The organism is Parvibaculum sp. (assembly GCF_019635935.1).
In the GTDB taxonomy this organism is placed as follows: domain Bacteria; phylum Pseudomonadota; class Alphaproteobacteria; order Parvibaculales; family Parvibaculaceae; genus Parvibaculum.
On sequence record NZ_JAHBYN010000001.1, the window covers coordinates 1,274,766 to 1,300,034 of the forward strand.

The following is a 25,269-nucleotide window of genomic DNA, read 5'->3' on the forward strand; positions in this document are numbered from 1 at the left end:
TCTTGCGACCGGGGCCCTGATCTTGTCGATCGTCAGGCTTTAGCAGCCCGCAACAACCGCGCGGCGGTTGAGCGGCTCACGCACGCCGTCGCCCGTCTGCACCGCAAGCTGGGTTTCACCAGCCGAGGTGGCGCTGCAGAGCGACTTGCCCTGCGCCGTCAGCGCATTGGACACCGTGTTGGCACGGCGCTGGCCGAGGGCCTGGTTGTAGGCATTGCTGCCCGACGTATCGGTGTGACCGACAACCGAGAGCGAACCGGACGTCTCGGCGACGATCTGATCGATCACCGACTGCGCTTCCGGCGTCAGGTTGTACTTGTCGAAACCGAAATAGATGGTCCACGGACCCGCGGCCTGCAGGGCGCAAGCGGTCAGGGCTTCGTAGAACGCGGCCTTTTCGGCTTCCACGCGATCCGGCTGCACAGGGCCGCCGGGGCCACCGAAATAAGAACCGCCGACGCCGAGCTTGTTGTCGCTCGCCTGTTCAACCCAGCCATCGTAGTAACGCTGGGCCTTGGCGCAGGCGCAACCGCGCTCGGTCCGGCCGCCATTGTCGAGGGCCGCCATCAGCTTTGCCCGGGCGTCCTGCAGCTCAGGCAGATCGCTCGGAAGAACCCCCATCGTCGAGGGATCGAAAGGAAGAACGGTTTCGCCAGCAGCCGCAGCGCGGCCCTTGGCGACGATCACAGCCGTATCGACCCAGTTGCAGTCGACATAAGCTTCCGAAGTCGCTCTGTCCTGATATTCGCGAGCCAGGCACGCGTTGAAGGAATCGCCCTGAATGTCTTGATGCAGGTACGATTCAGCCGTCCACGTGCCGCAACCAGCCAGCACCAGGAAGGAACCCAACGCTATCAGCCGGGATATCATTTTCATCCCAATCTCCGTCGTTATTTCGCTCTGCCCCCCGACAATACGACGGGTGGCCCGGACCCCACCGGTAAGCCCTCATAAGTTTAATTTCATCGCATGGAAGGCCTTGAACCATCAACCCGAATTGGCGGAATCCGGAAACTTCTGGCGGATGCGTCACATGAGAGCAACACTGTTGCCCCGGGGAATCGGCCGGAATCGTCCAACCGCCTTCCATCTGCCCCGAAAGATCATGGTCTGGCGATTATCAGCCAAAGGATTAAGAGCCCCTTTACCAATCCGCCCCAATATGAGGCAAATGGGCGTTTTTATTGACGCCTTGCGACCGCACACAATTGAGGCCGACATGACCCAGGCGATCCTGATCGTCGACGACGACCCCGCGCAGCGCCGCATTCTGGAGGAGGTGGTTAACCGTGACGGTTACCGCGCAATTCCGGTCGATGGCGGGGCGGCGGCGCTGGAATATCTGGACGGGCCGGCCGGCGCGGACATCTCGCTGGTGATTCTCGACCTGGTGATGCCCGGCATCGACGGCATGGAGGTGCTGAAACGCACCCACCCGGCAAAGCCCAATCTTCCCGTAATCGTGCTCACCGCCCATGGCGGCATCGAGACGGTCGTCAACGTGATGCGCGAAGGCGCCGCCGACTTCGTGGTGAAGCCGGTGAGCCCGGAGCGCCTGCATGTGTCGATGCGCAACGCGCTGAAGGTCAACGCGCTGACCAGCGAAATCGGCCGCCTGCAAAAGCGCCAGACCGGCCGCCTGACCTTCGACGACCTGATCGCCCGCAGCGGCGCGATGGACCAGGTGATCCGCCTCGGCAAACGCGCCGCGCAATCCAACATCCCGATCCTGATCGAAGGCGAGTCGGGCGTCGGCAAGGAACTGATCGCCGCCGCCATCCAGGGCGAAGGCGACCGCGCCGGCAAACCCTTCATCACGGTCAATTGCGGCGCCATCCCCGAAAACCTGGTCGAGAGCATCCTGTTCGGCCACGAAAAGGGCGCCTTCACCGGCGCCTCGGACAAACACGCCGGCAAATTCCAGGAAGCCTCCGGCGGCACGCTCTTCCTCGACGAGATCGGCGAACTGCCGCTCGACATCCAGGTGAAACTGCTGCGCGCCCTCCAGCAAGGCGAGGTCGATCCCGTCGGCTCGAAAAAGCCCGTGAAAGTCGATATCCGATTGATTTCGGCGACGAACCGCGACCTGCTGCAGATGGTCAAGGACGGCGGCTTCCGCGAAGACCTCTATTACCGCCTCAATGTTTTCCCGATCCATGTGCCGCCGCTGCGCGCGCGCAAGGAAGACGTGCCCGACCTCGTCGCGCATTTCGTGCGCCGCCTCGCGGCGGAAGAGGGAAAGGACGTGGTCGGCATATCGCAGACGGCGCTCGACATGCTGTGTGCCTATGACTGGCCGGGCAATGTGCGCCAGATCGAAAACACGGTCTTCCGCGCCATCGTGCTGTGCGACGGCGAAACGCTGCAGGTCTCGGACTTCCCGCAGATCGCCAGCATGGTGAAAGGCTTCGAGGAAGCGGCGATGCCGCGCCCTGCGGCCGAACCGGCCGCCGAATCCATTGCGCACACGGACGACCGGCCGATCGAATTCGTCTCCCGCGCCCACGCAGGCCACGCCGCGCAGACCAACACGCTGGCCGACTTCGCCCGCTCGAACTTCTCCGACGGCATCGCCGTGACGGACGAGGCCGGCAATGTGCGGACGCTGGAGGAAATCGAGGCGGAAATGATCCGCCTCGCCATCGAGAAGTACAAGGGCCACATGACCGAAGTCGCCCGCCGGCTCGGCATCGGCCGCTCGACGCTCTATCGCAAGGTGCGCGACATGGGCCTCGAAGTGCGCGAGAACTGAAAAACTTATCCTTCCGTGAGACAGCGAACGGCGCCGGCGCAATCCGGCGCCGTTTTGCTTTTGGGGGGAAGTTTCGGGGCCCGCGCGCCCGCCCGGAATACCATCCGTCTACGGATGAGAAGGCGTTTTTGACAGTTCGATGACAGCGTTTTCAGCCTGTTTCGACGCCACTGTCACCGAACTGTCAAAAATCTGTCACAAATGGTTTCGGCGGCCTTTACGCACGCCCCGCGCACCCGAAAACCACCCGCCCCCTTGCGGGATAAGTCCAACTTATCCCCGTGTGGCCGGAAAGACATGTGGCAGGAACACATGTGGCTTGTGTGCATCAGCGGGGATAAGTGGCAATTCCTGATTTCATTGAGAAGTTCGGACACAAAATCGACGCCGTTGACGAGGAGATGGTCGCGCTTCGGGCAAATCTAGCTTCCGCCGCTAGTGACCCAGAATAGTCTGCATTCTGGCTTGCAAGGCTTCGGTCAGCGCAGCGCGCCCTTGGTCGTTGTTGAGATAGCGAACATGGCGCAGATACCGAAGGTCGAACGGTATGTCCTGTTCGCTCTGCGTTATAAGGATCACTTCCCGCCCAAGTGTATGGGCGATGCCCGCTTCATAGAACACGTTCGGGTTTCGACCCGAGCAGTCGCATACGACGACTCGGGAACGATCAATTAAGGCAACCACGTCCTGAATAATCGCGGCGTTCTCCCAGATGTCATCGGCGCGCCTGCACCGAAGCCCTGCGGCGTCTGCAGCTTGCCGTATGCTGTCGTAAACCGAGTTGAACCCCGCATCGAAGGGCATCATCGCCGATGCAAGAGCAGGCTCGATGTTTTCATGTTCAGGGATTTGAAAGACCGTTGGGCGCTGCCGACGCGGTCGAATATTGCGGAGCAGAAATCGGTAAAGGTCCACGTCTTTCACAGCCCAATGATTGCGCGAAAACTCAAAATCACGGGGCATGTCGAGTGCCATACGATTCGCGTAGATCATGTTGTTTTGGAGAGGTGGAACCTCAGTATCAAGCGTGTATTCGAATGACACCTCATTGCCCACCACGCGCGCCCTGTTGATCTGGCCAACATAAGACATCTCGTCTCGGATGCCCTCCGGCATGAATAAGCAAGGCAGCGCCCTCAAACGATCCAAAAGCAAGCTCCCGTTCTGCCGAAACTGATTTGCAATGTGATCTTCGGTGTACTCGAAGAACCTGCCGACGGGCATGGCCTCTTGACCGCTAGTCCAGTCAACTGAACGCATAATGAGATTGAACATTATTTCCTCCCTCGATCTTGCCTACTGTATCGGAACAGACGCGAATGGCGGCACACTCGGACGCTGAAGAGGCTATCGCTTCCAATCATCTTCCCAAGACATCAGCGGCATATCGACAACCAGATCCGATTTCGACCCCAGGCGGCGTGCGCGCTCTTCCATATGCACCGCCAATGGCAGGTATATCATTGCTGCGCGCGTGATCTTCAGCAGTCGTACCGCTTTGGAAGCAAAATCGTCACTGGATATGGAGTACCCGATCGAATCTGTACTTGGGTCACGGATAGCGGCTGATGCCCAGCTCTCGTGAACCTGCAGATACTTATGCTCAAGATGGTTGCGGATATTAAAGATTTGCTGAGCGTCTGGGTTAGTGGCGCGCTGAAACCTGTCGTCAAACAAATCTTTTGAAAGCCAAAACAGCCCATGAAGAGGCCAATTCTCGTAGTCCTTGAAGCGGTTATGAAGTTTGGGTTTCTCAACCGTATGGTCGTACCAGACTGATCGGAACCCAACCCGATGCGGCTCCGTCCCGAGCCGCCAGTAGCTGTTGATGAAATAGCCGACCTTGTCGAGGATGGAATAGGCGAGCCGGAAGGCAGCGCGCATCTTTTCAGTTGCCATGGAGAAGCTGGGATAATTGAGAGTGTTGGTGAGACGCACTCGGCGATCAGCGAAGTGTACGTAGTCGCGCGGCTGTCCCTCGTAGAGAAGTAATCGTGCAAAGGCGTATTCTTGCTTCATCTGGCTGTAAAAGCCGATGATCGACGGCATGCCTGCTTCTTCCAAGCCAACGCGGAGCGATGGCAGCATCAGATAGTCGCTCGCCGCGATCGGATGTGGCCCCAGATCGTTCAGAGGGTTAAGGAAGAGCCGATGCCCGAGACACCAGCGGCGGTAGGCCTCCTCCGCCTTGCTGCGCCCCAACCTGGGACTGTCTAGATCCAGATCGCTGGCGATTGCTGCAAGGTCGAGCCGTTCATCGATCTCGCGGGCTCCGGTTCGGAAATGCTCCCTGAATGCAGGGGGATAGTCCGAGTCCCAAAGCGCTCCTTTCGCTGTGGCCGAAACAAAAGCGCGGTGCGCCGCAAGCAGCAGCACTTCGCGGTCATAGCCATCTTCCGATGCTAGCCCGTAATATTTCAGGCCGTCGCCGCGGCTACCATGGGCCATGGCAAAATTAGGCAAGATATCGAGTGCACGATCCCAGAGCTCTATAGCCTCGATGAACCTGCCGACCTCGTTGAACTGGATTCCCAGGTTCGTAAGAATCTGACAGCGGCGAATCTCATTGAGGCTCGCGAACCCGTCATGATTCTTGGCCATGAAGAGCGCAAGAATCTGTTGCTGGCGATCGGGTTGCTCCCACTGCCTAGGCTCAACCTTTGCTTCGATGACGCGCTTTGCGCCCCAAGCGTTCGCCCTGAAATAGTGGAGCGTCGCTTGCTGTGCCGGTGTCAGACTACGCCGGTTGATCTCCTTCAGCATCCCGAAGGCGCGTTTAATTCCAGCCTCCGAGCGCACTTCGGTGGACAGATCGATCAGCCGTGCAACGCAATTGATGGCGTCACCGTCTGATAAAGTGTGTGTGGGCGCCCTGATCAGTTCGCCAATGTCAGTGTCATGGGAATATCGGGACATTCCGTATCTTATTCAGGAATGCTGCAAGCGACACTTGAATTCGAACGCGCGTGGTGGATCGGCCTATTCCTGTGGCATCTCCTAAGCAAAGAACAACATGACAATAATCGTCTGTTCGTCTTCAACGCGCTGGCGGCTCGACATCTGGCGGGCTTATGGACGCACGGAAGCTGGCTAGCTCCGCGTCGCTCGGGTTCTGCGCTTCGGGGATGAACCTGATCGTCTCGGTGATATCGCGACACGGGACAAAATCGATGCTCAACCTGCCACCCCAATTTCCACATCGAGCCGGATGCGGTCGTAAGGGAAGCTGACGCCTTCTTCCGTGCGGTCGATCATGCCGGCGTTGATCAGCGCGGTGATGTCGCTGTGGACGGCCTTCACGTCGCGGCCGATGCGGCGCGCGACCTCGCGCATGCTGAGCGGCCCCTGCCCCGCCAGCGCCTTGACGACTTCGAGGCGCGCGGGCGAGAGCACACGGTGCATGTCTTCGTAAGAATGGAAAATCAGCTCGTGGCGCGGCTTGACGCGCTTGCCCGCCCCCGCATCCTTCCAGGCTTTCAGGAAACCGGATTTCATGTCGGCGAATTCGCCGATCCTGACGCGCAACGTGGTCATTCGAGCATCCTTCGATTTTGATGTTGTCGATGATGACAACATCAAGAAGTGTTGTCGATAGAGACAACACTGCACCCGGACGGCCCCCTCACCCTTCCCAACACAGCTTCGCTGTGTTGGGCCCCTTCCCTCTCCCCGCTGGGGAGAGGGAGCGAAGAAACGCACTCATATTTCCCTCTCCCCGCCGGGGAGAGGGAGGGAGACGCCGCAGGCGTCGGAAGGGTGAGGGGAGCGTCCGGGTGGGCGTCAGCGCGACCGCGTCTCCATCAGCGCCCGCAGTTCCGCGAGTTCCTTGCGCAGCGCGTGCACACCCTCAAGCGTCGCCTCGCGTTCGGCGTGCGCGCGGCGTTCGATTGCCGCGCGTTCGGCGCGGCCTCGATGGTGCTGATCGTCGTCATCGGCAGCCTGATCGGCATGACGCTGCCTTTCGTCCTGACGCGCTTCAACCTCGACCCGGCAACCGCCAGCGCGCCGCTCGTCACCTCGATTGCGGATTCGGCGGGCGTCATCGTCTATTTCGCGATCGCGACGGCCTTCCTGCCGCTACCGGGCTGAGGCGGCCGGCCGCGTCACCGCATCGACGGGCACATAGCCGCAACCGCCTTCCACAAGGCAGACGCGGAGCCAGCCGTCGACTTCCCAGTGCGGCGCCTCCGCCCGCTCGTCCCCGGGGACATGGACGAGGATCGAGGCGCCGGCCCGCTCGAACCAGGGCGCGTCTTCCGCGGGGCCGAGGCGCAGCGGCATATCCGGGTCGTGCGCGATGCGGTAATGCGCGGGATCGAGCCCCGCAGGCAGCGTCCCTTCGGCGGTGAAATGCTTGCCGAGCGCCGCGTCGCGCGCATCGCGGAAGGCATTGCTGCCGAAGGAAGACGGATAGGGTTCCCAGAACCGGGTCGTGAAATTTTCAGGCTCGTCCGGATTCCGGAACGTCACGGCGATACCGCCCGAAGCGACCGAGACGAAGAGCGGCCCCACGCTTTCGGCACTGAATACGGGGCGCAGCGGATCGTCTTCCGGTGCGAAGATCAGGAGCGTCTGGCTGTTGTCCGCTCGCTCGCAGACAAGCGCCACCACGGGCGCCTCGCCGATCCCGTCGAGAAAGGGAAAGTGACCCGTGCCGGGGCCCGCAAGTCCGCAGCCATCGAGCGGATAATGCGCGATGGTTTCCTCGCCGCCATCCGCGGCCTTGAAGAAGACGAGATCGCGCTCGAAGGGACCGCGCCAGAGAAAGCGGTAGAACACATCCTGCCGGAATGTCTCGCGCGGCTCTGCGGCGGCGGGAAAAGGATCATCGGCAAGCGCCGGCAGCGCCGCACATGCCAACCACAGAAAGCAGAAGAAGGCCCGGCTCATTACGCCGCTCATCGATAGCCCGGAATGACATAGGGCTGCGGCTGCGGCAGGGTTTGCGGCGTAAAGGCCGGCGGCGCTTCGTAGTAATAGCCGCCGCCATCGTCCCATTGCCGCGAGGCATCGAGACGCCTGAAATACTCCTCGCGCCCCCGGTTGAACCGCCTGATCTCCTCGTTCAAACGTTCGACGTCGTCGCTCCGCATTCCGACGCGCTCGTTGGCGAGCCTGATCAGATCACCGATCATGCCGTCACATTCACAGACGGTCGGCATGACGCGGCTGATCCTTCGGTCGGCGCCTTTCGACCATTGGCCGCCGAGACCGACGACCAGATTCTCCAGCGCCGACCAGTCCCGCTCGCTGGCCCGCTCAAGACAGCTGTTCCATTCACGGACGCGCCGCTGGGCCTCATCGACCTCGTATTCCGGCGCATCGACGCGCAGCAACGGCGGCGACCCGCAATTCGTATCCGGAAAACGAAAATCGCGTATCCTTGCCTGCAATTCATCGCGCTCCTTATGGCGCTCATTCTGCTGAGTTCGCACCACCTCACGCGCTGCTTCGGCTAAACTCCGGCGGCGCTCCGCTGCCAATCGCTCTGCCTCGGCTTCCGCTTCGGCCGTTGACTGCGGCGCGGCGGAAGACGGCCTCGCCGCCGCACGCTCTATCGCCTCATGCAGATCGGCTTGCCTTAGCTCGGCTATTTTCTTGCTGAATCGCTCCCGCAGGGAGGCTTCGTTCGAGCCGTCTGCCTTCAACGCGAAACCGTAGGCCGGGTCGCAAAGCCATTCTTCTTCCGTTTCCTTGCCGCGCTGAAAGCAAATCCGCTGCCGCATGGGCGGATCAAACTCTCCCGACGGCGTGAGAACGGGATGTATCACGACCCATCCATTCAGCCATCTGATAAACATGGTACTTTCCATATAGAGCATCTCGCCGATCCAGACGACGAGTTCCGATGTGGCTTGCTGCGCCGCCCCCGAGGGCGGCCTCGATATGGTGGTAATGAGCGGCGGTCCATCATCGCCTGGCGCCGAAAAGTCGATCTCTATCCATTTCGCCTGCCTCAGGCCCTTCTCCCGGATTTCAATGACATGCTGCCACCCCTTGACCTCGGCGGCTTCGACTTTCCAGAATCCGAAACTGCGCAATTCCCCCTCAAGTTCGCCGCCGCGCATCGTGCCCTCGATACGCACCCGGTGTCTTGCCGTCTCACGACGATCTCCGTCCGCTGAGGAGGACTCCATTTCGGCGACGGCGACGAACGGGCCTTCCGGCCGGCCCTGTCTGCATGTGCCCTCAATGAGTGTCACGCGGACAGTGTCGAAGCCCGATGCCGCGCCATCGGACAAACCTGGGTCCCGATCAGCCGCCTCCTTGTTCCTGCCGACTGCAATCTTCCACTTCGTCTCTTCGCTCATGTCGCAGGCGATGCTCGTCGCCGCGGTGAACCAGCGATCGGGATTGTTCGACATCTGCGCGTGACGGCCGATGATCTCCTCCTGCCATGCGTCGAGCTGGGCATCGCCGATACGCGGGTGCTTGAGGAACGAGGCTTCCGTGTAGTCCGAAGCGGCGAGCGCCGGCATTGCGGCAATGAGGGGAAGTCCCAGGGCGAGAAGACAGGAGAGCAGGCCGGCACGGGCACGCAAGATGGACGAAAGCGCAATGCACATGAAAACCCCTCCCGCGCCGCCTTCGGGCGCACCGCATGTCCCCGTTTTTAATGAGGGAACATCGTCCGCAATTCCGCGGCATGAGGCAAATCTTTTCGGCCCGCTATCCGCCGCCGAGCCGCGTCTCCACCAGCGCCCGCAGTTCCGCGAGTTCCTTGCGCAGCGCGTGGACGCCCTCAAGCGTCGCCTCGCGTTCGGCATGCGCGCGGCGTTCGATTTCCGCGCGTTCGGCGCGGGCGCGCGCCTCGCGTTCGTCCTGGGCGCGGGTGTGTTCCTCCTCGTGCAGCGCCTGCATCGAATTGACGATGATGGCGATGAAGAGGTTGAGCACCATGAAGCTCGTCATCACGATGAAGGGGACGAAGAAAATCCAGGCGTAGGGGTAGACCTCCATCACCGGGCGGACGATGCCCATCGACCAGCTTTCGAGCGTCATGATCTGGAAGAGCGAATACATCGATCCGCCGATGGTGCCGAACCAGTCGGGGAAGCTGGCGCCGAAGAGCTTGGTCGCGAGCACCGCACCGACATAGAAAACGAGGAACAGCACCGCGATGATCGAGCCCATGCCGGGCAATGCGCCGATCAGCGAGGCGATAACCTTGCGCAGCGACGGCACGACGGAGAGGAGCCGCAGCACGCGCAGGATGCGCAGCGCGCGCAACACCGAGAACGGCCCCGCCGCCGGCACCAGCGCGATGGCGACGATGATGAAGTCGAAGACGTTCCATCCGTCGGTGAAGAAGCGCCAGCGCCGGGCATAGAGCTTCAGCGCGAGTTCGACGACGAAAATCGAAAGCGCGATGCGGTCGAGCGCGATCAGCAAAGGCCCGGCCGCCTGCATCGCCGAGGCGGAGGTTTCAAGGCCGAGCGTCACCGCATTGACCAGAATGACCGCGGTGGCGAAATGCTGGAACAGCGGCCGCTCGACAAGCGCCGCGACGCGGGCGCGCAAGGACGCCGGTTGGGGTTCGGTCGTCGTCATGGGGTTCACACCAGATGCTTGACCATGCGGATATGCGGGGGCACGGCGTGGGAGGCGGCGATCTTGGGCACCGTGGTTTCGGCAAGCCGCTCGAGCCCCATGCGCTCGTAGAAGCGCACCGCCGGGTTGACGCTCGCGACATCGAGATGGAGCGACGCGCAGCCGGCGGCCCTGGCGCGCGCGAAACAATCGAGAAGCAGCTTTTCGCCGATGCCGCGGCCGCGCGCTTCAGGGTGCGCGGAGAGGAAAAGCAGGTACCACGCATCGTCCGGCACTTCGGGAAAGAGCCAGGGGATGTGTCCGGCGACGGTGGGGAGATGCGCCAGCAGCTCCGGCGTTCCCATCTCGGCCATCGCCATCATGCCGGTGCCGAATTCCTGCGCGTAGAGCGCCTGCGGGAAGCCGAGCGCGATGCCGGCGAGGCGGCCGTCATGGAGCGCCGCCCTGGCGTGGACATGCGAGAAAGCCCCGCCTTCGCGGAGCCACAGCGCCGAGGTGATTTTCAGGAAGGTGTCGAAGTCGCGGTTGTAGAGACAATCGAAGACGTAAGAGCCGGTGTCGTAGATCAGCCTTGCGGCTGTTTCTTCCTCGGCGGGTTCCGCCTCCGCCAGCGTCACCGTCTCCGCATTAATGATTGTCATGCCGCACTCCCGTTAAATTCGGGGGCGACATTAGCCCAAAGCCATGGCGCGGGGGAACCCGTGGAGGGCTCCCCCGTCCTTCATGGCCACCTAGGGGTGTGCGTCCGGGTTGACGCCTAAGGCTGCCATGAAACTCAGCAGCCTTTGCCCTGGTAGATGCCTGTCAGCACCTGACGGCGCACATCGGCCTGCTGCGCGCGGGCCTGCGCCTGCTGGCGCTGTTGTTCGGTCAACTGGCCGGCCGCGCCGCCCGCCTGGATCATCGACAGCGCCCCGCCGCCGCCCATATGCAGGCCGAGCGACTGGGCAATGCCGATGCCGGCATTGGTCAGCTGCGCATTGGACTGGCTCTGATTGGCTTCGGCGACGATCCCGTCCATTTCGCCGATTTCGGCGAGCAGTTGCTCGCAGCTCTTGTTGCCGTCATTGGCCTGCGAGGCGGAGATCGGCGCGTAGGCCGGCGCGGTGGCGGCGTTTGCCCCCATCATCGCGGCCTGCGTGCCGGCGCCTGTGGTCTGGCAGCCGGCCAGCATCGCGGCGGCGGCAAGGAGCGCGCATACGGATTTGACGTGCATCGGAATTCCCTCCGGGAAAGACGCCGAACCGGCACCCCATGTCCGGTCGAGATCGTCTGGAGAGAGTCCTAGCGGCGGGCAGGCGCCGCCTGAATAGTGCAAATGGACCAAGGCCTGAGCGTTAACGGGCCAGGAGGTCGTAATAGAGCTCGCGTATCTGTTCGAGAAGGAGGTGCCCCATGCCCGGAAAGGTCCGGAGTTCCTCGACCTTGAGGTTGGTCCGCGCGAGCTGCGCCTTCATTTCGTCGAGCGGGATGACACCGTCCTCCTCGCCATGCAGCAAATGGACCGGCGCCGTCACGCCCGAAAAATCCGGCTGCGCCATGCGCAGCAACAGATGCGACTCCTGCACAAGCCCCTGCACCGTTTCGCCGATCGACTCCATCGTCTGGTCGATCAGCGACTCGACCAGCGCCGGATCGCGCTCGATCAATGCGAAATCGGCGGGCGACTTCTCGAAGAAGTGGAACACCAGCGAGCGCATGAAGGGCCGCGACATCTTGGCGCGCAGGATAAAGAGCGTCGAGTCGAGCAGCCAGGGATGGCGGCGCAGATTGCTGAAGAAGTAATTGACCATGCCGGGCCGGCCTTTGCGCGGCATCGGCGCCTCGAAACGCGACGTCATCAGCACGATGCGGCGAACCCGCGTCCCGAGATGCGCGGCGGCGAAGAGTCCCAGCGGCACGCTGGAGGAATTGGCGGCAAGCGTGAAGGTGCCGACGCCGATCGCATCGACAAACAGCTCGACGTCGCGTGCAAAACTCGCATGGGTGAGATCGGGATGGGGCGTCGAGAGGCCGCTGCCCGGCCGCTCGAGAACGACGAGGCGCAAGCCGCGCGTTTCGGCCGCCTCGACGTCTTCCGACGCGACCAGCGAACTTCCAAGCGGGCTCCGAAGCATCAGAACCGCAGGCCCCGCCGGATCGCCATATTCGCGATAACAGAGACGCCGCCCGTCCGGCAGCGCGACGAAGCGGCGCGGCACCGCCGCAGGGTTGGACACAGGCGCGCCTGCATCGAGATCGGCCACCGGCTGGTCGAGCTGGATGAAGGCCGCGAGCTGCGACAATTCCGTCAGATGGCGGATCAAATCGCTCTGCCGGTTGACGCCGAGTTTCTCGAATACGCTCTTGATCTGGTTGCGCGCGGTGTTGACCGCGATGTTGAGTTCGGCGGCCGCTTCCTTCAGCGACAGCCCGTCCTTCAGCCGCGCCGCAAGACGCGCCTCGGCCGGCGTCAGCCCGAAAGTCTCGCGATAGATCTGCGCCTCGTCCGCCGCCGCCCCGCGGTCGGGCGCAACGAAAACGAGCGCCCCCTTGCGCGCCGGCTGGACGAGCCCGAGCCGGCGGCGCAGCGCATCGGGCACCTGCGTTTCGGCGACGACATAGCCGAAAACCGCTTCCTCGCCGCTCTCCGCGACGAGCCGCAGCAGCGCCGGACCTTCGCTGGCGCCTTCTTTCCCGATCGAAGCGGCAAGCGCCCGGAAGCGCGCCGCGTTTTCAGGGTCGGCGAACGAAAGACGCGCGCCGGTTTCGAGCGTGCCGCAATAGGGCCGGAGCATCGCCGCCGCCGCATCGGAAACATCGAGCACACGCATGTCGCGGCCGATGACGAGATGGCAATAGCTCGGCGCGGGCGCCTCCGCATCCGGCGTGTCGTGCAGGCGCTCCGCCAGCATCTCGGCGCGGGCAAGGTGCTGGCGCACGCCTTCGATGACGGTGCGCATCTCCTCGTCGTCGCCATTCGAATCGAGATGGGCGAGCAGGGAGCTCATCTCTTCCCAGTTTTCGGGATCGGTCGCATAGGCGTAGATGGCGTCGAGCGCCATGGCGAGATCGGGCCGGGCGAGATCGGGCCGGGCGAGATCGGGACGCGCCGCCGCGCCGCCCGCCCGCTCCGGCGCTGCGTCGTTCTCACGCGAAAGATCGTCGATCCCCGACCCGGTTACTGCCACACGTCACCCCTGACGGATTGCCCGAACGCACCATCGTTCCGGCAAACGGCAGTTTAGGCCGGTTCAAGCGCCGGGGGGAACCGGTATCGGCAATTAATTGAAGCCCTTACAGGCAAGGTGGTTAAGCGGTCAGGCCATCCCCAGCGCGCTGAGATAAAGCTCGAGGATCGCTTCCTGCTCCTGCCGTTCGGCCTTGTCCTGCTTGCGGATGCGCACGACCTGACGGAGCGTCTTGGTGTCGAAACCGTTGCCCTTGGCTTCGGCATAGACTTCCTTGATGTCGTTGGCGAGCGCCGCTTTTTCTTCTTCGAGACGCTCGATGCGCTCGACGATGGACCGGAGCTGGTCCCTTGCGACGCCGCCATTGTTCACGGGTGTATTGCCGTCCGCCATGCTGCGCCGCTCCGTTTACTTACGATAAATTGAAGGCCGCGACCGTAGCCGCAAGCCGTGCGGCGGGCAATATCGCCGCGCGAGAAAGCTGTGGATAGTCGGCGTGGACCGGCGCTACCCGTGCGATTTTTTCTGCGCCGCTTCGAAGGCGGCAAGCTGTTCGGGCGTCGCGTCGGCCTGGTGCTTCGCCTTCCACTGCGCGAAAGGCTCGCCATAAACGATCTCGCGCGCTTCGTCCTTTGTGAGCTTGAGGCCTTTCGCCTCGGCCGCCTCGCGATACCAGTCGGCCAGACAGTTGCGGCAGAAACCGGCAAGGATCATCAGGTCGATATTCTGCACGTCGGTGCGTGCGCCGAGATGTTCGACAAGCCGGCGAAAGGCCGCCGCCTCAAGTTCGGTGCGTGTCGTCTGATCCATGATCGCTCTCCCTCGCCCGTCTACAACTCCGGTGTCTATACGCCGGATATAGGTGACGCAGCGTCCGTATGCGAGCCGAAATGACGGATGGCGCGCAGGCCCGGCCGGCCGGCGATCTCGCGCAGAAGCGCCGCATAACGTGCCGCCCATGCCGCCTGCCCCGCCGCGTCTTCGATCAGGTCCTGACGAATTTCGATCAGCGCATGCGGCAGCCCGCGCGCCGTGCCGTGCCGGTAGAGGCAGTCGTTCTTCAGACGGCCCGTATAAGGCGCGTTGTCGCCGACGACGAGGCCGGGCTCGGCGCGCAGGCCCGCGATGAGCGGCGCCGCGAGCCGGTCGTCGCGGTCCCAGAGGATGCCGGTTTGCCAGGCCCGCGCGCGACCACGCCATGAAGGCGTGAAACTGTGCACCGACAGGATGACCGGCACGACGCCCGCTTCTTCCGCCCGCGTCAGCGCGGCGGCGATCGCCGCATGATAGGGCGCGTGGAACATTGCAATGCGGCGCGCGAATTCATCCGCATCGCGGCTCGCATCGACATCGCGGTTGGCCGGGATGACGGCGCCGTCCGACAGCTTCATCACGATGGTCGGATCGTCCTCGCCGCGGTTGAGATCGACCAGCAGCCGCGAGAAGCGCGCCAGCACCGCCGGCGCCCCGAGCGCCCGCGCCAGTTCGCGCGCAACGCCGGCCGCGCCGATGTCCCAGGCGATGTGACGCGAAAATTCCGACGGCGCGAGGCCGAGCGTTCCGTAACCCGGCGGCAGCGCGTTCGACGCATGGTCGCAGATCACCAGAAAACCGGGATCGGCGTCGCGGTCGAGGAGTTCATAGGGGCAAAGCGCCCCGGCGGAAGCATCGGCGTCGGGCGCGGCGAGTGGCAAATCGTCCATCGGCGCATTATACCGGAGGCAGGGATGCGGGAGAACGGCCGACCATGACGCGCGCCTATCAACAAACGCGAGCCCGGCTGCGCCGCCTCTACGATGCGGCGGTGGAGGCGGCGTTGCCGGTGCATTGCCTGCCGCCGCACCTGCCCGACCCGCCCCAGCCCGATGCCGGCCGCCTCGTCATTTTCGCCATCGGCAAGGCCGCCGCCTCGATGACCGCGGCGGCCGAGGATTATTACGACCGCAAATTTCCGGGCACCCATATCGAGGGCTTGGCGCTGACGCGTTATGGACACGGGGTGCCGACACGCCATGTCGCGGTGGTGGAGGCCGCCCATCCCGTGCCCGACGAGGCGGGCGCGGCCGCCAGCAAGCGGCTGATGCGCATGGCCGAATGGCTCGGGCCGCACGACCTTGCGCTGGTGCTGCTGTCGGGCGGCGGCTCGGCGCTGACGGCGCTGCCGGTGGCCGGTATCACGCTGGCCGACGAACAGGTGCTGACGCGCGCGCTTGTCGCATCGGGGCTGCCGATCGCCGACATCAACTGCGTGCGCAAGCATATCAGCCGCATCAAGGGCGGCCGACTTGCCGAGGCGATGCATCCGGCGCGTTCGGTGACGCTGGCGATTTCGGATGTGGCCGGCGACGATCCGAGCACCATCGCCTCGGGACCGACCGTGCCCGACACGACCGCGAAGGCGCGCGCGCTGACGATCCTCGACGAGCTTGCCGGCCTGCCGCCGCATATCCGCGACGCGCTCGAAGCCGCGCCGGAAACGCCGAAGCCGGATGCCGAATTCTTCGCCCACGCGACATACAAACTCGTCGCCAGTGGTTCGCAGTCGTTGATCGCGGCGGCAACGCTGGCGCGCGCCGACGGTTACGAAACGCTGGTGCTGGGCGACAATATCGAGGGCGAGGCCCGCGTGCTGGCGCGCGAACATGCGGGCCTTGTCCGCATGGCGCAGGGCGAAGGCCGCAAGCTCGCCATCATTTCGGGCGGCGAGGCCGGCGTCACCTTCGGCGATGCTGCCCCCCCAGGCGACGTGGGCGGCAAAGGCGGCCCGAGCCAGGAATACGCGCTGGCGCTGGCCGTGGCGCTGAAAGGCGCGCCGGGCGTCGCGGCGCTGGCGGGCGACACCGACGGCATCGACGGCGGCGCGGGCGCGGCCACCGACCCGGCAGGCGCCTTCGTGCTGCCCGACACGGCATCGCGCGCCGACGCCCTGGGTCTCGATGCACCGGGCGCGCTCGACCGCCACGACAGCGGCGGCTTTTTCGCCGCCCTCGACGACCTGTTTGTCACAGGCCCGAGTTACACGAATGTCAACGACTTCCGGGTCATACTGGTCGACAATGAAATATCCGCAGAGGAAAACCCGTCTTGATTCGCCGCCGCAACGTCAAAATCATCGCCACGCTCGGCCCCGCCTCCGACACGCCGGAAACGATCCGTGCGCTGTTCGACGCCGGTGCCGATGTCTTCCGGCTCAACATGAGCCATCTCGACCACGAGAATCTGCGCCGCGTCCACGCCGCCGTGCGCGCGGTTGAGGCCGATGTCGGCCGGCCGATCGGCATTCTTGTCGACCTGCAGGGGCCGAAGCTCAGGGTTGGCGAGATGGCGGCCGGCGGCGCGACGCTGAAACCGGGCGACCGTTTCCGCTTCGACATGCAAAAGACGCCCGGCACCGCCGAACGCGCGCCGCTGCCGCATCCCGAAATTTTCGAGGCGCTCTCCGAAGGACAGATGCTGCTGCTCGACGACGGCCGCATCCGCCTGCGCGTGACGAAATGCGGGCCCGATTTCGCCGACGCCGAAGTGCTGGTCGGCGGCACGCTCACCAGCCGCAAGGGCATCAGCCTGCCCGACACGCTGCTGCCGGTGAAGGCGATGACCGACAAGGACCGGCGCGACTTCGACGCCGCGCTCGATCTCGGCGTCGACTGGGTGGCGCTTTCCTTCGTTCAGCGCGCCGACGACGTCGCCGAGGTGCGCAAGATCGCGCGCGGACGCGCCGCCGTGCTGGCCAAGATCGAAAAGCCGAAGGCGCTCGAACATCTGTCCGACATCATCGACATCGCCGACGCGATCATGGTGGCGCGCGGCGATCTCGGCGTCGAACTGCCGCTGGAGCAGGTGCCGGGCTGGCAGAAGCGGCTGGTCCGCGCGGCGCGGCGCGCCGGCAAGCCCGTCGTTGTCGCGACGCAGATGCTGGAATCGATGATTACGTCGCCAACGCCGACCCGCGCCGAAGTGTCCGACGTCGCGACCGCCGTTTTCGAAGGCGCCGACGCCATCATGCTGTCGGCGGAATCGGCGGCCGGCGAATATCCGGTCGAGGCGGTGCGCATGATGAACCGCGTCGCGCAATCGGTGGAGGCCGACCCGACCTATCCCGGCATCATCTACGCCCAGCGCGCCGAGCCCGAAGCGACCGGCGCCGACGCCATCAGCGCCGCCGCGCATTCGGTCGCCGACACGCTGAAGGCCGCGGCCATCGTCTGCTGGACCAATTCGGGTTCGACGGGCCTGCGCGCGGCGCGCGAACGGCCGCTGCTGCCGATCGTCGTGCTGACGCCGGTGCCGGCGACGGCGCGGCGCCTCGCGCTGGTCTGGGGCCTGCACTGCGTCGTGACGGAAGATGCGCGCGACCTCGACGATTTGTCGGACCGCGCCGGCCGCATCGCCTTCCAGGAAGGTTTCGCCCAACCCGGCCAGCGCATCGTCGTGACGGCCGGCGTGCCGCTCGGCACGCCCGGCGCCACCAACATGCTGCGCGTCGCCTTTGTCGGCCGCCAGCGCGGCGACTAGCGCGACGCCCGCGCTTCCCGCTCCACGCGCCCATCCGCGTAAATCGTCACCATGCCGTCGAAGGGCGTCTCGCCGCGCGCCAGCCGCAGCACCGCATCGGCGACGACCGCGCGCCGCGAGTGATGCGGCATGTGACCCGCGCCCTTGAGCTTGACGAGTTCGGAACCCGCGACCGCGTTGTGAAACGCATAGGAATGGATTTTCGGCGACACCGTGTAGTCGGCATTGCCGGTGACGACGATCGCCGGCACAGCGATTTCGCCGTAGCGCAGGCTCTGCACCGCGAGCCGCGCCTTGAGGCCCGCCGTGTCGGCGCTGTTGGCGCGGAAATGCGACGGGCGAAACAAGAGCGGCAGGCCGATGCGTTCCGCATAGCCCTCGGGCGCGGGATCGGGGTGGAAATTGCCCTTGACGCCAGCCGCCGCCAGCAGCGACCCGCCCGGCACCGTCAGGATACGGAGGAAGGCGCCGCCGAAAAACGGTGTGCCGACGACCCGGTGATACCAGGCGATGTCGCCGGGCCAGGGATAAAGCGCGCCGGAAAGCAGCAACACGCCCGAAATCTCGTCGGGGTAATGACGCGCCCAGCTCGCCGCCACCGCCGCGCCCCAGCTATGGCCGAGCACGACGGGCCGCTCGACGCCGCGTTGCCGCATCGCGTCGCGAATGACGCGCGCCTGCGCAATCGGATCTGAAATTTCGGGATGCGGCCCCCGCGTGCTCCAGCCATGCCCCGGCCGGTCGATGGCGATGACGCGCGTATGGCCCTCAAGCGCCGGCACAAGGCTCGCCGTCATGTCGCGCAGATTGCCGCTGGCGCCATGGATGAGAATGACCGGTGCGACGCCCGGCCGCGCCGTTCCGCGATCGACATAGTGAATCCGCACCGGCGCGAATTCGGTGCCGGTCTCGACGAATTCACCTTCCGGCGGAAAGGCGCGCGCCGCGCGCGCCGCGGCAATGGCCGACCAGACGGCAAGACCGGCAATAAGGAGTACGAAAAGGGCGAGCGCGACCATCGTCAGATGCCACGCCCCTCGACTTCGAGTTCGAGAGGCGCGATGCGGTCCTTGAGGTCTTCGAGCCAGGGGTTGAGCGCCAGCGCGCGGCGAAACGCCTCCAGCGCGCCCTTCTTGTCGCCGAGTTCCTCCAGAATGATGCCGAGCCCGGCCATCGCCTGATAATGGCGCGGTTCGAGCCGCAACACCTGCTCGATGTCGCGCAGCGCCTCGGCGTAATCCTCCCGCACGTAATGGACGGCGGCGCGCTTGTCCCAGCCTTCGGCGAAATCGGGCGCCAGCGTCACCACCTCGTCGAAATAGAAATAGGCGCGGTCGTAGTTTTTCTCGCGCAGCGCGTCGAAGCCGCGCTCCATCAGCAGATCGATGCTGGGACTGCCGGAATCGAGCCAGATCTCGCGGATCGCGCTTTCGAAGGAACGGCTCTCGGCTTCGTTCTCGGCCGCCGCCAGACGCTCGAACAGCACATCGAGCACTTCCTCGCGTCCGGGCGGCACGACGTCGCCCTCGCGCAGATCGTATTCGCGCATCTGCGTTTCGGCCCATGCGGCATTCGCCGTGAGAAGCATGGCGGCCAGCAACGCGGCAAGAATGCGGAACCTCATGGGGCCCTGTGCCAATTGTTGTCTCAACTGTTGATGTCGGTCCGGACGCAGCCGTCGAATTCGGTGATGAAATCGGCGCCGAAAACCGATGACGGCGTCTGGTAGCCGGGCGTCGCATCGCCCGCCAGCACACGGCGCACGATTTCGAGGCCGGTCATCGCGGTCAGTGTGTAGCCTTCCGGCGTCCGGAGCCGCGACACCGCCCTTTCGCCGGCGGCGTTGATCGCCTCGCCGTAAAGCACCGAATAGCCTTCCGCGCGCTGCGCGTCGGTCGGCCCTTCGGGCATTTTCTCGATGCGCTTTTTCAGCGCCCGCTGCGCCGGGCCGAGGCTCAGCAACCAGCGCATCAGACTGCCCATCTTCGCCATCTGTTCGAGCTGCGGGCTCGCTTCGAAATAAACCGTGATGTCGGGAATATGCGTCGAATGCCAGGCGGTGGCGACATCGCCCCAGCCGATGGCGATGGCCGATTTCGCGCCGCTGCCGAAATCGATTTCGCGCTGCGGCGGTTTGCGCAACGCCAGAATGTGTCCCTCGCGCCGGACCCGCGTACCGGTGCCGATGCTCTCGACGCCGGTTTTCGCCGTGCCATGCGACATCTGCCCGAGGCCCGAAATGCCGAGCGTCAGTTCGGTGGCGTCGGGCAGCCGCCGTTTCATATGCGCGGCAAGGCAATCGCTCGGCACCACGTCGAAGCCGACGCCGGGCATCAGCATGACCTTCGCATCCTTCGCCTCGGCGTCGCGCGCCGCACAGGCTTCGAAGACGTCGATCTCGCCGGTGATGTCGAGATAATGCGTGCCGGTGCGGATACAGGCATCGACCATCGGCCGCGAGGTTTGCGAAAAGGGCCCGGCGATGTGCAGAACGGCGTCAACCTGCGAAAGCCCGGCATCGAGCGCTTCGGGATCGTCGAGCGATATGGCCTGGTATTCGAAACCGTGCTGCGCGGCGATCGACTTCAGCCGCGCCTCGTTGCGCCCCGCCAGCAGCGGCTTCATGCCCAAAGTCTTTGCCGTCCGCGCGACGAGCTTGCCCGTATAGCCCGTGGCGCCGTAGATCATAAACCGGTCGCTCATGCCGCCTGCCTCCGCTTGGCTTCTGTCCCGCTCACACTATAGCGCGGGGCCCGGCGCCGAAACCCGGCAAGCCGCCTTCATTCGGCCGAAAGCAGGCCAAGCCGCCGCAATTCGCCCTGAAGCCCGTCTGCATCCGCAAAGCGATGCACGGCAAAGCCGAGGCCGGCGGCGGCGGCCACATTGGCCGCCGAGTCGTCGATGAAGAGCGTCCGCGCCGGCGCGAGGCCGGTGCGCGCGATCAGGATTTCGTAGATTTTCGGGTCGGGTTTGAGGATCCCCTCATCGCCGGACACAACCGTTTCCTCCAGCAATTCAAGCTCCGGGTAAAGCCCCGCCAGCACCGGGAAGAAGTCCGTCGGCATGTTGGTGAGGCCGTGAACGGCATGGCCCGCCGCTTTCAGCCCCTGCAGCAGCGCCGCCGTGCCCGGCACGCGCGCGGGCGCCATCTCGACATAGCGCGCGCCCCACATGTCGATCAGGTCGGCGCGATCCGGGTGAACCGCCTTCAGCCGCGCCGCATTCTCGGCAAAGGAAAGGCCCCGGTCGTGCTCGAGATGCCAGTCCATCGTGCAGACATGGGCGAGGAAATGTTCCATCTCGGCCTCGTCGGCAAAGACCGATCGATAGAGATGCCGCGGATCCCACCGGACCAGCACATTGCCGATGTCGAATACGACGGTGTCGATCCGGCTCACGGGCGGCCACCAAAGGAAAAGGCCGCGCAAACGGGGCGCGGCCTTCGAATTTCATCGCCGAAGCGCATGAGCCGGTGTCAGCCCTGACGCGCCTTGAAGCGGCGGTTGGTCTTGTTGATGATGTAGACGCGGCCCTTGCGGCGCACCAGACGATTGTCGCGGTGCCGGCCACGGAGCGACCTCAGGGAATTGCGGACTTTCATGGTTCTACCTCGGACCGGGCTCTCCGGCGGGCGACAATCGCCGCCCCGCCTCCGGCCCGATGCCGGAAAATGCCCTTAAGTTGGCGCGGAACCTAAGGGGCCGAACCCCGCCTGTCAACCGGCGAGACCCCGCCAGACCGCCCCTTCCGGCCCGATTTTCCACCCCCTTTCCGAGGCGTCCAAATCGGGCTAGACCTTGCCCCGGCCCAAACATGGCGCAGGCGTCATTTTTGGCCGGATTCCCCCGTTTGACGGACAGTTCGATGGCGTATGACAGACCGGAAGAGAAACCCGACTACCTGAAGGAGCCGGCCGCGCGGACGATCCCGGATGAGGACGTGATCCGCCACCGGCCGCAATGGTTCCGCGAGGCGCTGGCCCATGCGCCGGAGAGCCGCCGCCTGACGGTTGACGGCGCCGGCATTCACTATCTGCGTTGGGGGCCAAAGAACCGGGATGACGACCCGAAGCGGCCGGGCATCCTCTTCGTGCATGGCAACGGCGCCCATGCCTGGTGGTTCGCCTTCATCGCACCGCTGCTCAGCCAGCACTACAACGTCGCCTCGATCGACCTCGGTGGCATGGGCGACAGCGACTGGCGCCTCGCCTATTCGCGCGACACATTCGCCCGCGAGATCGGCGAGGTGGCGCTCGATGCCGGCCTCGGGCCGAAACCCGTCATCGTCGGCCATTCCTTCGGCGGCTTCGTCTCGCTGATTGCCGCGAAACATTACGGCGACAGGCTCGGCGGGTTGATCCTTTGCGATTTCACGGTGCGTCCGCCCGAGGAAGTCCGCGAATGGTTCCTCGACGGCCCGGAACGCAAGCCGACCCGCATCTATCCCGATTTCGAAACGGCAAAGGCGCGCTTCCGCCTCGCGCCGCTGCAGCCTTGCGCCAACGGCTTCATCCTCGATTACATCGGCGCTCTGAGCCTGCGCGAAGTGACGAAGGGCGAGACGCGCGGCAAGCGCACCTTCGAGGAAACGGGCTGGACCTGGAAATTCGATCATTCGATTTTCGACGGCTTGCGCATGGGCAGCGACCACGCGGACTTCTATGCCAACCTCGCCTGCCGCGGCGCCACGATGTTCGGCATCGAAAGCAAGGACTACGAACCTTCGAGCCTCGACTTCCTGCGCAAACTTGCGCCCGAAAAGCCGGTCTTCACCATCCCCGGCGCCCAGCACCACATCATGCTCGACCAGCCGCACGCCTTCGCCGCCGCTGTCGGTGCGCTGATGGCCCAATGGCGCGCCGAAGGCGCGCTGGAATAAATAAAATGAGGAACGCCGAGGGCGCGTTGGGCTAGGCTCGTCCGATGGGACAGGGATTGTCGCTCACCGTGACGCTGATCGTGCTGGCATCGAGCCTTGCCGGCGCGGCTGTGCTCGTCTGGATGGAAAAACGGCCGGTGACGCCCGGCCGCATTCGCTTCCTGCCCACGACACCCCTGATCTTCCTTGCACTGATCGTCGCCGTCGTGATGATCGTGCATCTGCTGACGCTGATGGGCGCCGACACAGGGGGCGGACGGCGGCCGTTCTGACCGCAAGCCGCGCAACATGCGCGAGGAGGCTCAATTGGTTTACCGCTATTTCGCGCTTGTGATCCTGCTGACGGTGCCGCTCTGGATCGCCGGCTATTTCATCGACACCGCTCCGCATCTGCCGATCGCCTTGCCTGTGAGCGCGCTGATGGCCTTCCTCCCGGCGGCGGTGGCGCTGGTCTTCGTCTGGCGCGAGGACGGCGCCGGCGCGGCAAAGCGCCTCCTCGCCCGCTCCTTCGACTGGCACCGGACCCTCAACAAGCTCTGGTATCTACCCGCGATCCTCTTCATGCCGGCAGCGCTCGTTATCGGCTATGCGGTCCAGAAATCGATGGGCGTCGAACTTCCCGAGCCCCGCATCGAGCTTCTGGTCATCCCGGTCTTCTTCGCAATGTTCTTCGCCGCCGGTCTCGGCGAGGAAATCGGCTGGCAGGGCTATGCCTATGACCGCATGAAGGGAAGCGCGTTACAGGCCGCGCTCATTATCGGCACGGTCTGGATGGTCTGGCACATCGTTCCGTTTTTCCAGACCGGGCGAAGCACCGAATGGGTCGTCTGGCATTGCGGCGTCACGATCCTGCTGCGCATCGTGACGGTCTGGCTCTATGTCAATGGCGGACGCAGCGTCTTCATCGCCGCGCTTTTCCACGCAATGTGCAACGTCGCCTTCTTCCTCTACCCGGTCTATGGATCGCATTACGATCCGGTCTCGACCTTCGCCGTTCTCGGCATTGCCGTCGCCGCCATCCTCTGGCTCTGGGGCCCGCAAACGCTGGCCCGCTTCCGCTTCGCAAGGGATTAATGCAGCCCGATCTCTTCGTCTTCCTCGTCGATCCCGCCATCGGTTTCGCGCAGACTCTTCAGAATCGGGTGGAAGATCGCGAACAGCAGCACCAGCACCGACAGCGCCATGCCCAGCATGAACGGCGCCGAATGCAGCAGGTAGAAAAGCGGAATGCCGATCGCCGGATTGAGAATATGGCCGGTCGCCGCCGTCGAGCCGATCAGTCCCGCCATCGCACCCTGATCCTTCAGCGACACGGATAGCGACGCCCCCGCCGAAAGCCCGGCGCGCAGGAAACCGAAGCCGAGGCCGGCCAGCGCCAGCGCCGACACCAGCACGCCGTAGGAACCGCCGAACACCAGCATGCCGAACGAGACGACCATCGTGACCGCGCCCCAGCGCAGCAGGAACGGCACCGGCAGGTTGAAGCGCTGAATAAGCCCGAGCTGCGCCACCAGCGTCGCCATCGCCATCGCCATCATGCCGACCGAGACGAGCTGCGTCGCCGCCGAGCCGCCCATGTCGAGCTCGGCCATCAGGTAGAAGGCGAAAAGCTGCATCATGATCGACTGCATGAGGCTGAGCACGACGCCGGCGACGAGCCAGGGCCGGACATTGGGCGCCGACCATTTGAGTTCGGCGCGCTTTTCCTGCTTCTCGCCCAGCATCTTTTTCGGCGCCGTGCGCTCGGGCAGCAAAATCCAGATCGCAACGCCGCTGATGAAGGCGAGCGCTCCGACGGCGAAGAAGGGCGCGAGGATGTGGATTTCGGCAAAGGCCGCCGCGACGCCCGGCCCCACCACCGTGCCGAGGCCGAAAGCGGCGCCGATCTGCGCAATGCTCCCTGCGCGCTCGGCCCGCGTCGTGCGGTCGGCGACATAGGCCTGCGAGGCCGGCATCGCGCCCGAGCCGAAAATGCCGAATATCGCCCTGGCGCCCATGACCAGCGGAAACATCAGCGCCATCGAAATCCACGCCCAGTAACCGGCCAGCAGCACGACGCCGACAAGCGACGTCGAAATCGCAAAACCGAACACGCCGATCAGGATGACCGGTTTGCGGCCCATGAAGTCGCTGCGCTTGCCCCAGAAGGTGCTGGTGAGGATCCACAAGAAAGCCGAGAGCGAGAAGATCATCGTCGTCTCGAACTCGCTCATGCCGAGATCGGCGGCAATCGGCGGCAGCACCGCGAACACCAGCGTCTGTCCCATGCCGACCGAAAGCAGGCAGACAAACAGGATCGCAAAGGCGCGCTGGCGCTCTTGCGGCGTCGTCTTGCGGTTGTCGGGCGTCGGCTTGCCGTCGTCGGACATCGGGGGGAAGCCTTCCGGGGTGGATCATGCGCGG

The 25,269-nt window shown here is 64.5% G+C and carries 26 protein-coding genes; 7 read left to right on the top strand and 19 right to left on the bottom strand.

Annotated features, from left to right (window positions below; genetic code table 11):
- Window positions 1-39: 39 nt before the first annotated feature.
- Complete coding sequence (locus tag KF719_RS06585) at window positions 40-876, bottom strand: OmpA family protein (protein WP_293507919.1); 837 nt, start codon at window positions 874-876, stop codon at window positions 40-42.
- A 343-nt stretch (window positions 877-1,219) separates the two neighbouring features.
- On the opposite strand from KF719_RS06585, the gene KF719_RS06590 reads away from it, so the two are divergent.
- Window positions 1,220-2,752, top strand: a complete 1,533-nt coding sequence (locus KF719_RS06590; RefSeq protein WP_293507920.1) for a sigma-54 dependent transcriptional regulator — start codon at window positions 1,220-1,222, stop codon at window positions 2,750-2,752.
- Between the two features lie 435 nt (window positions 2,753-3,187).
- Here KF719_RS06590 and KF719_RS06595 read toward each other — a convergent pair whose 3' ends face one another.
- The 3 genes from KF719_RS06595 to KF719_RS06605 all read right to left on the bottom strand — a co-directional run bounded on the left by KF719_RS06595 (window position 3,188) and on the right by KF719_RS06605 (window position 6,286).
- Window positions 3,188-4,027, bottom strand: a complete 840-nt coding sequence (locus tag KF719_RS06595; protein ID WP_293507921.1) for a hypothetical protein — start codon at window positions 4,025-4,027, stop codon at window positions 3,188-3,190.
- 72 nt (window positions 4,028-4,099) lie between these two features.
- A complete protein-coding gene (locus tag KF719_RS06600; RefSeq protein ID WP_293507922.1) occupies window positions 4,100-5,668 on the bottom strand; it encodes an LA2681 family HEPN domain-containing protein in 1,569 nt (522 codons plus the stop codon).
- A 258-nt stretch (window positions 5,669-5,926) separates the two neighbouring features.
- Window positions 5,927-6,286, bottom strand: coding sequence for a transcriptional regulator (locus KF719_RS06605; protein WP_293507923.1), 360 nt, complete (start codon window positions 6,284-6,286; stop codon window positions 5,927-5,929).
- 303 nt (window positions 6,287-6,589) lie between these two features.
- Here KF719_RS06605 and KF719_RS06610 point away from each other — a divergent pair, with 303 nt between their 5' ends.
- Window positions 6,590-6,841, top strand: coding sequence for a magnesium transporter (locus KF719_RS06610; protein WP_293507924.1), 252 nt, complete (start codon window positions 6,590-6,592; stop codon window positions 6,839-6,841).
- On the opposite strand, the gene KF719_RS06615 is transcribed toward KF719_RS06610, so the two are convergent.
- From KF719_RS06615 to KF719_RS06655, 9 genes are all read right to left on the bottom strand, one after another.
- On the bottom strand, window positions 6,830-7,642 hold the full coding sequence (locus KF719_RS06615; RefSeq protein ID WP_293507925.1) for a hypothetical protein: 813 nt from the start codon (window positions 7,640-7,642) through the stop codon (window positions 6,830-6,832). The two genes, KF719_RS06610 and KF719_RS06615, sit on opposite strands and share 12 nt — an antisense overlap.
- Before the next feature lie 8 nt (window positions 7,643-7,650).
- Entirely contained in the window at window positions 7,651-9,318 is a 1,668-nt protein-coding gene (locus KF719_RS06620) for a hypothetical protein (protein ID WP_293507926.1), read from the bottom strand.
- A 103-nt stretch (window positions 9,319-9,421) separates the two neighbouring features.
- Entirely contained in the window at window positions 9,422-10,303 is an 882-nt protein-coding gene (locus KF719_RS06625; protein WP_293507927.1) for an ion transporter, read from the bottom strand.
- A gap of 5 nt (window positions 10,304-10,308) precedes the next feature.
- Window positions 10,309-10,944: a GNAT family N-acetyltransferase gene (locus tag KF719_RS06630; protein WP_293507928.1), complete on the bottom strand. Its 636-nt coding sequence runs from the start codon at window positions 10,942-10,944 to the stop codon at window positions 10,309-10,311.
- 134 nt (window positions 10,945-11,078) lie between these two features.
- Entirely contained in the window at window positions 11,079-11,519 is a 441-nt protein-coding gene (locus tag KF719_RS06635) for a hypothetical protein (RefSeq protein ID WP_293507929.1), read from the bottom strand.
- A gap of 121 nt (window positions 11,520-11,640) precedes the next feature.
- Window positions 11,641-13,473, bottom strand: coding sequence for an alpha/beta fold hydrolase (locus KF719_RS06640; protein WP_293507930.1), 1,833 nt, complete (start codon window positions 13,471-13,473; stop codon window positions 11,641-11,643).
- 129 nt (window positions 13,474-13,602) lie between these two features.
- Window positions 13,603-13,866 (bottom strand): DUF2312 domain-containing protein, encoded by a 264-nt coding sequence (locus tag KF719_RS06645; RefSeq protein ID WP_293507931.1) that lies wholly within the window; start codon window positions 13,864-13,866, stop codon window positions 13,603-13,605.
- A gap of 114 nt (window positions 13,867-13,980) precedes the next feature.
- Window positions 13,981-14,283 carry a DUF1244 domain-containing protein gene (locus tag KF719_RS06650; RefSeq protein WP_293507932.1) on the bottom strand — a complete coding sequence of 101 codons (303 nt, stop codon included), beginning with the start codon at window positions 14,281-14,283 and terminating at the stop codon, window positions 13,981-13,983.
- Window positions 14,284-14,318: 35 nt separating this feature from the next.
- The gene (locus KF719_RS06655) at window positions 14,319-15,176 is read right to left on the bottom strand and encodes an N-formylglutamate amidohydrolase (RefSeq protein WP_293507933.1); all 858 of its coding nucleotides are present in this window, start codon (window positions 15,174-15,176) and stop codon (window positions 14,319-14,321) included.
- A 44-nt stretch (window positions 15,177-15,220) separates the two neighbouring features.
- On the opposite strand from KF719_RS06655, the gene KF719_RS06660 reads away from it, so the two are divergent.
- On the top strand, window positions 15,221-16,561 hold the full coding sequence (locus tag KF719_RS06660) for a glycerate kinase (protein ID WP_293507934.1): 1,341 nt from the start codon (window positions 15,221-15,223) through the stop codon (window positions 16,559-16,561).
- Window positions 16,558-17,988 carry a pyruvate kinase gene (gene pyk / locus KF719_RS06665; RefSeq protein ID WP_293507935.1) on the top strand — a complete coding sequence of 477 codons (1,431 nt, stop codon included), beginning with the start codon at window positions 16,558-16,560 and terminating at the stop codon, window positions 17,986-17,988. The genes KF719_RS06660 and pyk overlap by 4 nt, the downstream gene beginning before the upstream one ends.
- Here pyk and KF719_RS06670 read toward each other — a convergent pair.
- From KF719_RS06670 to ykgO, 5 genes are all read right to left on the bottom strand, one after another.
- Window positions 17,985-19,007 carry an alpha/beta hydrolase gene (locus tag KF719_RS06670; RefSeq protein ID WP_293507936.1) on the bottom strand — a complete coding sequence of 341 codons (1,023 nt, stop codon included), beginning with the start codon at window positions 19,005-19,007 and terminating at the stop codon, window positions 17,985-17,987. The genes pyk and KF719_RS06670 overlap by 4 nt on opposite strands.
- Before the next feature lie 2 nt (window positions 19,008-19,009).
- The gene (locus KF719_RS06675; protein ID WP_293507937.1) at window positions 19,010-19,612 is read right to left on the bottom strand and encodes a tetratricopeptide repeat protein; all 603 of its coding nucleotides are present in this window, start codon (window positions 19,610-19,612) and stop codon (window positions 19,010-19,012) included.
- Between the two features lie 23 nt (window positions 19,613-19,635).
- Window positions 19,636-20,691, bottom strand: coding sequence for a saccharopine dehydrogenase NADP-binding domain-containing protein (locus KF719_RS06680; RefSeq protein ID WP_293507938.1), 1,056 nt, complete (start codon window positions 20,689-20,691; stop codon window positions 19,636-19,638).
- 77 nt (window positions 20,692-20,768) lie between these two features.
- A complete protein-coding gene (locus KF719_RS06685; protein WP_293507939.1) occupies window positions 20,769-21,386 on the bottom strand; it encodes an HAD family phosphatase in 618 nt (205 codons plus the stop codon).
- A 77-nt stretch (window positions 21,387-21,463) separates the two neighbouring features.
- Window positions 21,464-21,589 carry a type B 50S ribosomal protein L36 gene (ykgO, locus tag KF719_RS06690; RefSeq protein WP_293507940.1) on the bottom strand — a complete coding sequence of 42 codons (126 nt, stop codon included), beginning with the start codon at window positions 21,587-21,589 and terminating at the stop codon, window positions 21,464-21,466.
- Between the two features lie 263 nt (window positions 21,590-21,852).
- On the opposite strand from ykgO, the gene KF719_RS06695 reads away from it, so the two are divergent.
- Genes KF719_RS06695 through KF719_RS06705 form a run of 3 tightly spaced genes read left to right on the top strand, consistent with a single transcriptional unit; the run spans window position 21,853 to window position 23,940 of the window.
- On the top strand, window positions 21,853-22,866 hold the full coding sequence (locus tag KF719_RS06695; RefSeq protein WP_293507941.1) for an alpha/beta hydrolase: 1,014 nt from the start codon (window positions 21,853-21,855) through the stop codon (window positions 22,864-22,866).
- A gap of 44 nt (window positions 22,867-22,910) precedes the next feature.
- Window positions 22,911-23,138 (top strand): hypothetical protein, encoded by a 228-nt coding sequence (locus tag KF719_RS06700; protein ID WP_293507942.1) that lies wholly within the window; start codon window positions 22,911-22,913, stop codon window positions 23,136-23,138.
- A gap of 34 nt (window positions 23,139-23,172) precedes the next feature.
- Window positions 23,173-23,940, top strand: coding sequence for a CPBP family glutamic-type intramembrane protease (locus tag KF719_RS06705; RefSeq protein ID WP_293507943.1), 768 nt, complete (start codon window positions 23,173-23,175; stop codon window positions 23,938-23,940).
- Here KF719_RS06705 and KF719_RS06710 read toward each other — a convergent pair.
- Window positions 23,937-25,235 (bottom strand): MFS transporter, encoded by a 1,299-nt coding sequence (locus tag KF719_RS06710; protein ID WP_293507944.1) that lies wholly within the window; start codon window positions 25,233-25,235, stop codon window positions 23,937-23,939. The two genes, KF719_RS06705 and KF719_RS06710, sit on opposite strands and share 4 nt — an antisense overlap.
- Between the last annotated feature and the right edge of the window lie 34 nt (window positions 25,236-25,269).

Bases quoted from the DNA above. Each gene is read 5' to 3' on its own strand.
- KF719_RS06585 (WP_293507919.1), bottom strand. From the start codon at position 876: ATGAAAATGATATCCCGGCTGATAGCGTTGGGTTCCTTCCTGGTGCTG.
- KF719_RS06590 (WP_293507920.1), top strand. From the start codon at position 1,220: ATGACCCAGGCGATCCTGATCGTCGACGACGACCCCGCGCAGCGCCGC.
- KF719_RS06595 (WP_293507921.1), bottom strand. From the start codon at position 4,027: ATGTTCAATCTCATTATGCGTTCAGTTGACTGGACTAGCGGTCAAGAG.
- KF719_RS06600 (WP_293507922.1), bottom strand. From the start codon at position 5,668: ATGTCCCGATATTCCCATGACACTGACATTGGCGAACTGATCAGGGCG.
- KF719_RS06605 (WP_293507923.1), bottom strand. From the start codon at position 6,286: ATGACCACGTTGCGCGTCAGGATCGGCGAATTCGCCGACATGAAATCC.
- KF719_RS06615 (WP_293507925.1), bottom strand. From the start codon at position 7,642: ATGAGCCGGGCCTTCTTCTGCTTTCTGTGGTTGGCATGTGCGGCGCTG.
- KF719_RS06620 (WP_293507926.1), bottom strand. From the start codon at position 9,318: ATGTGCATTGCGCTTTCGTCCATCTTGCGTGCCCGTGCCGGCCTGCTC.
- KF719_RS06625 (WP_293507927.1), bottom strand. From the start codon at position 10,303: ATGACGACGACCGAACCCCAACCGGCGTCCTTGCGCGCCCGCGTCGCG.
- KF719_RS06630 (WP_293507928.1), bottom strand. From the start codon at position 10,944: ATGACAATCATTAATGCGGAGACGGTGACGCTGGCGGAGGCGGAACCC.
- KF719_RS06635 (WP_293507929.1), bottom strand. From the start codon at position 11,519: ATGCACGTCAAATCCGTATGCGCGCTCCTTGCCGCCGCCGCGATGCTG.
- KF719_RS06645 (WP_293507931.1), bottom strand. From the start codon at position 13,866: ATGGCGGACGGCAATACACCCGTGAACAATGGCGGCGTCGCAAGGGAC.
- KF719_RS06650 (WP_293507932.1), bottom strand. From the start codon at position 14,283: ATGGATCAGACGACACGCACCGAACTTGAGGCGGCGGCCTTTCGCCGG.
- KF719_RS06655 (WP_293507933.1), bottom strand. From the start codon at position 15,176: ATGGACGATTTGCCACTCGCCGCGCCCGACGCCGATGCTTCCGCCGGG.
- KF719_RS06660 (WP_293507934.1), top strand. From the start codon at position 15,221: ATGACGCGCGCCTATCAACAAACGCGAGCCCGGCTGCGCCGCCTCTAC.
- KF719_RS06670 (WP_293507936.1), bottom strand. From the start codon at position 19,007: ATGGTCGCGCTCGCCCTTTTCGTACTCCTTATTGCCGGTCTTGCCGTC.
- KF719_RS06675 (WP_293507937.1), bottom strand. From the start codon at position 19,612: ATGAGGTTCCGCATTCTTGCCGCGTTGCTGGCCGCCATGCTTCTCACG.
- KF719_RS06680 (WP_293507938.1), bottom strand. From the start codon at position 20,691: ATGAGCGACCGGTTTATGATCTACGGCGCCACGGGCTATACGGGCAAG.
- ykgO (WP_293507940.1), bottom strand. From the start codon at position 21,589: ATGAAAGTCCGCAATTCCCTGAGGTCGCTCCGTGGCCGGCACCGCGAC.
- KF719_RS06695 (WP_293507941.1), top strand. From the start codon at position 21,853: ATGGCGTATGACAGACCGGAAGAGAAACCCGACTACCTGAAGGAGCCG.
- KF719_RS06700 (WP_293507942.1), top strand. From the start codon at position 22,911: ATGGGACAGGGATTGTCGCTCACCGTGACGCTGATCGTGCTGGCATCG.
- KF719_RS06710 (WP_293507944.1), bottom strand. From the start codon at position 25,235: ATGTCCGACGACGGCAAGCCGACGCCCGACAACCGCAAGACGACGCCG.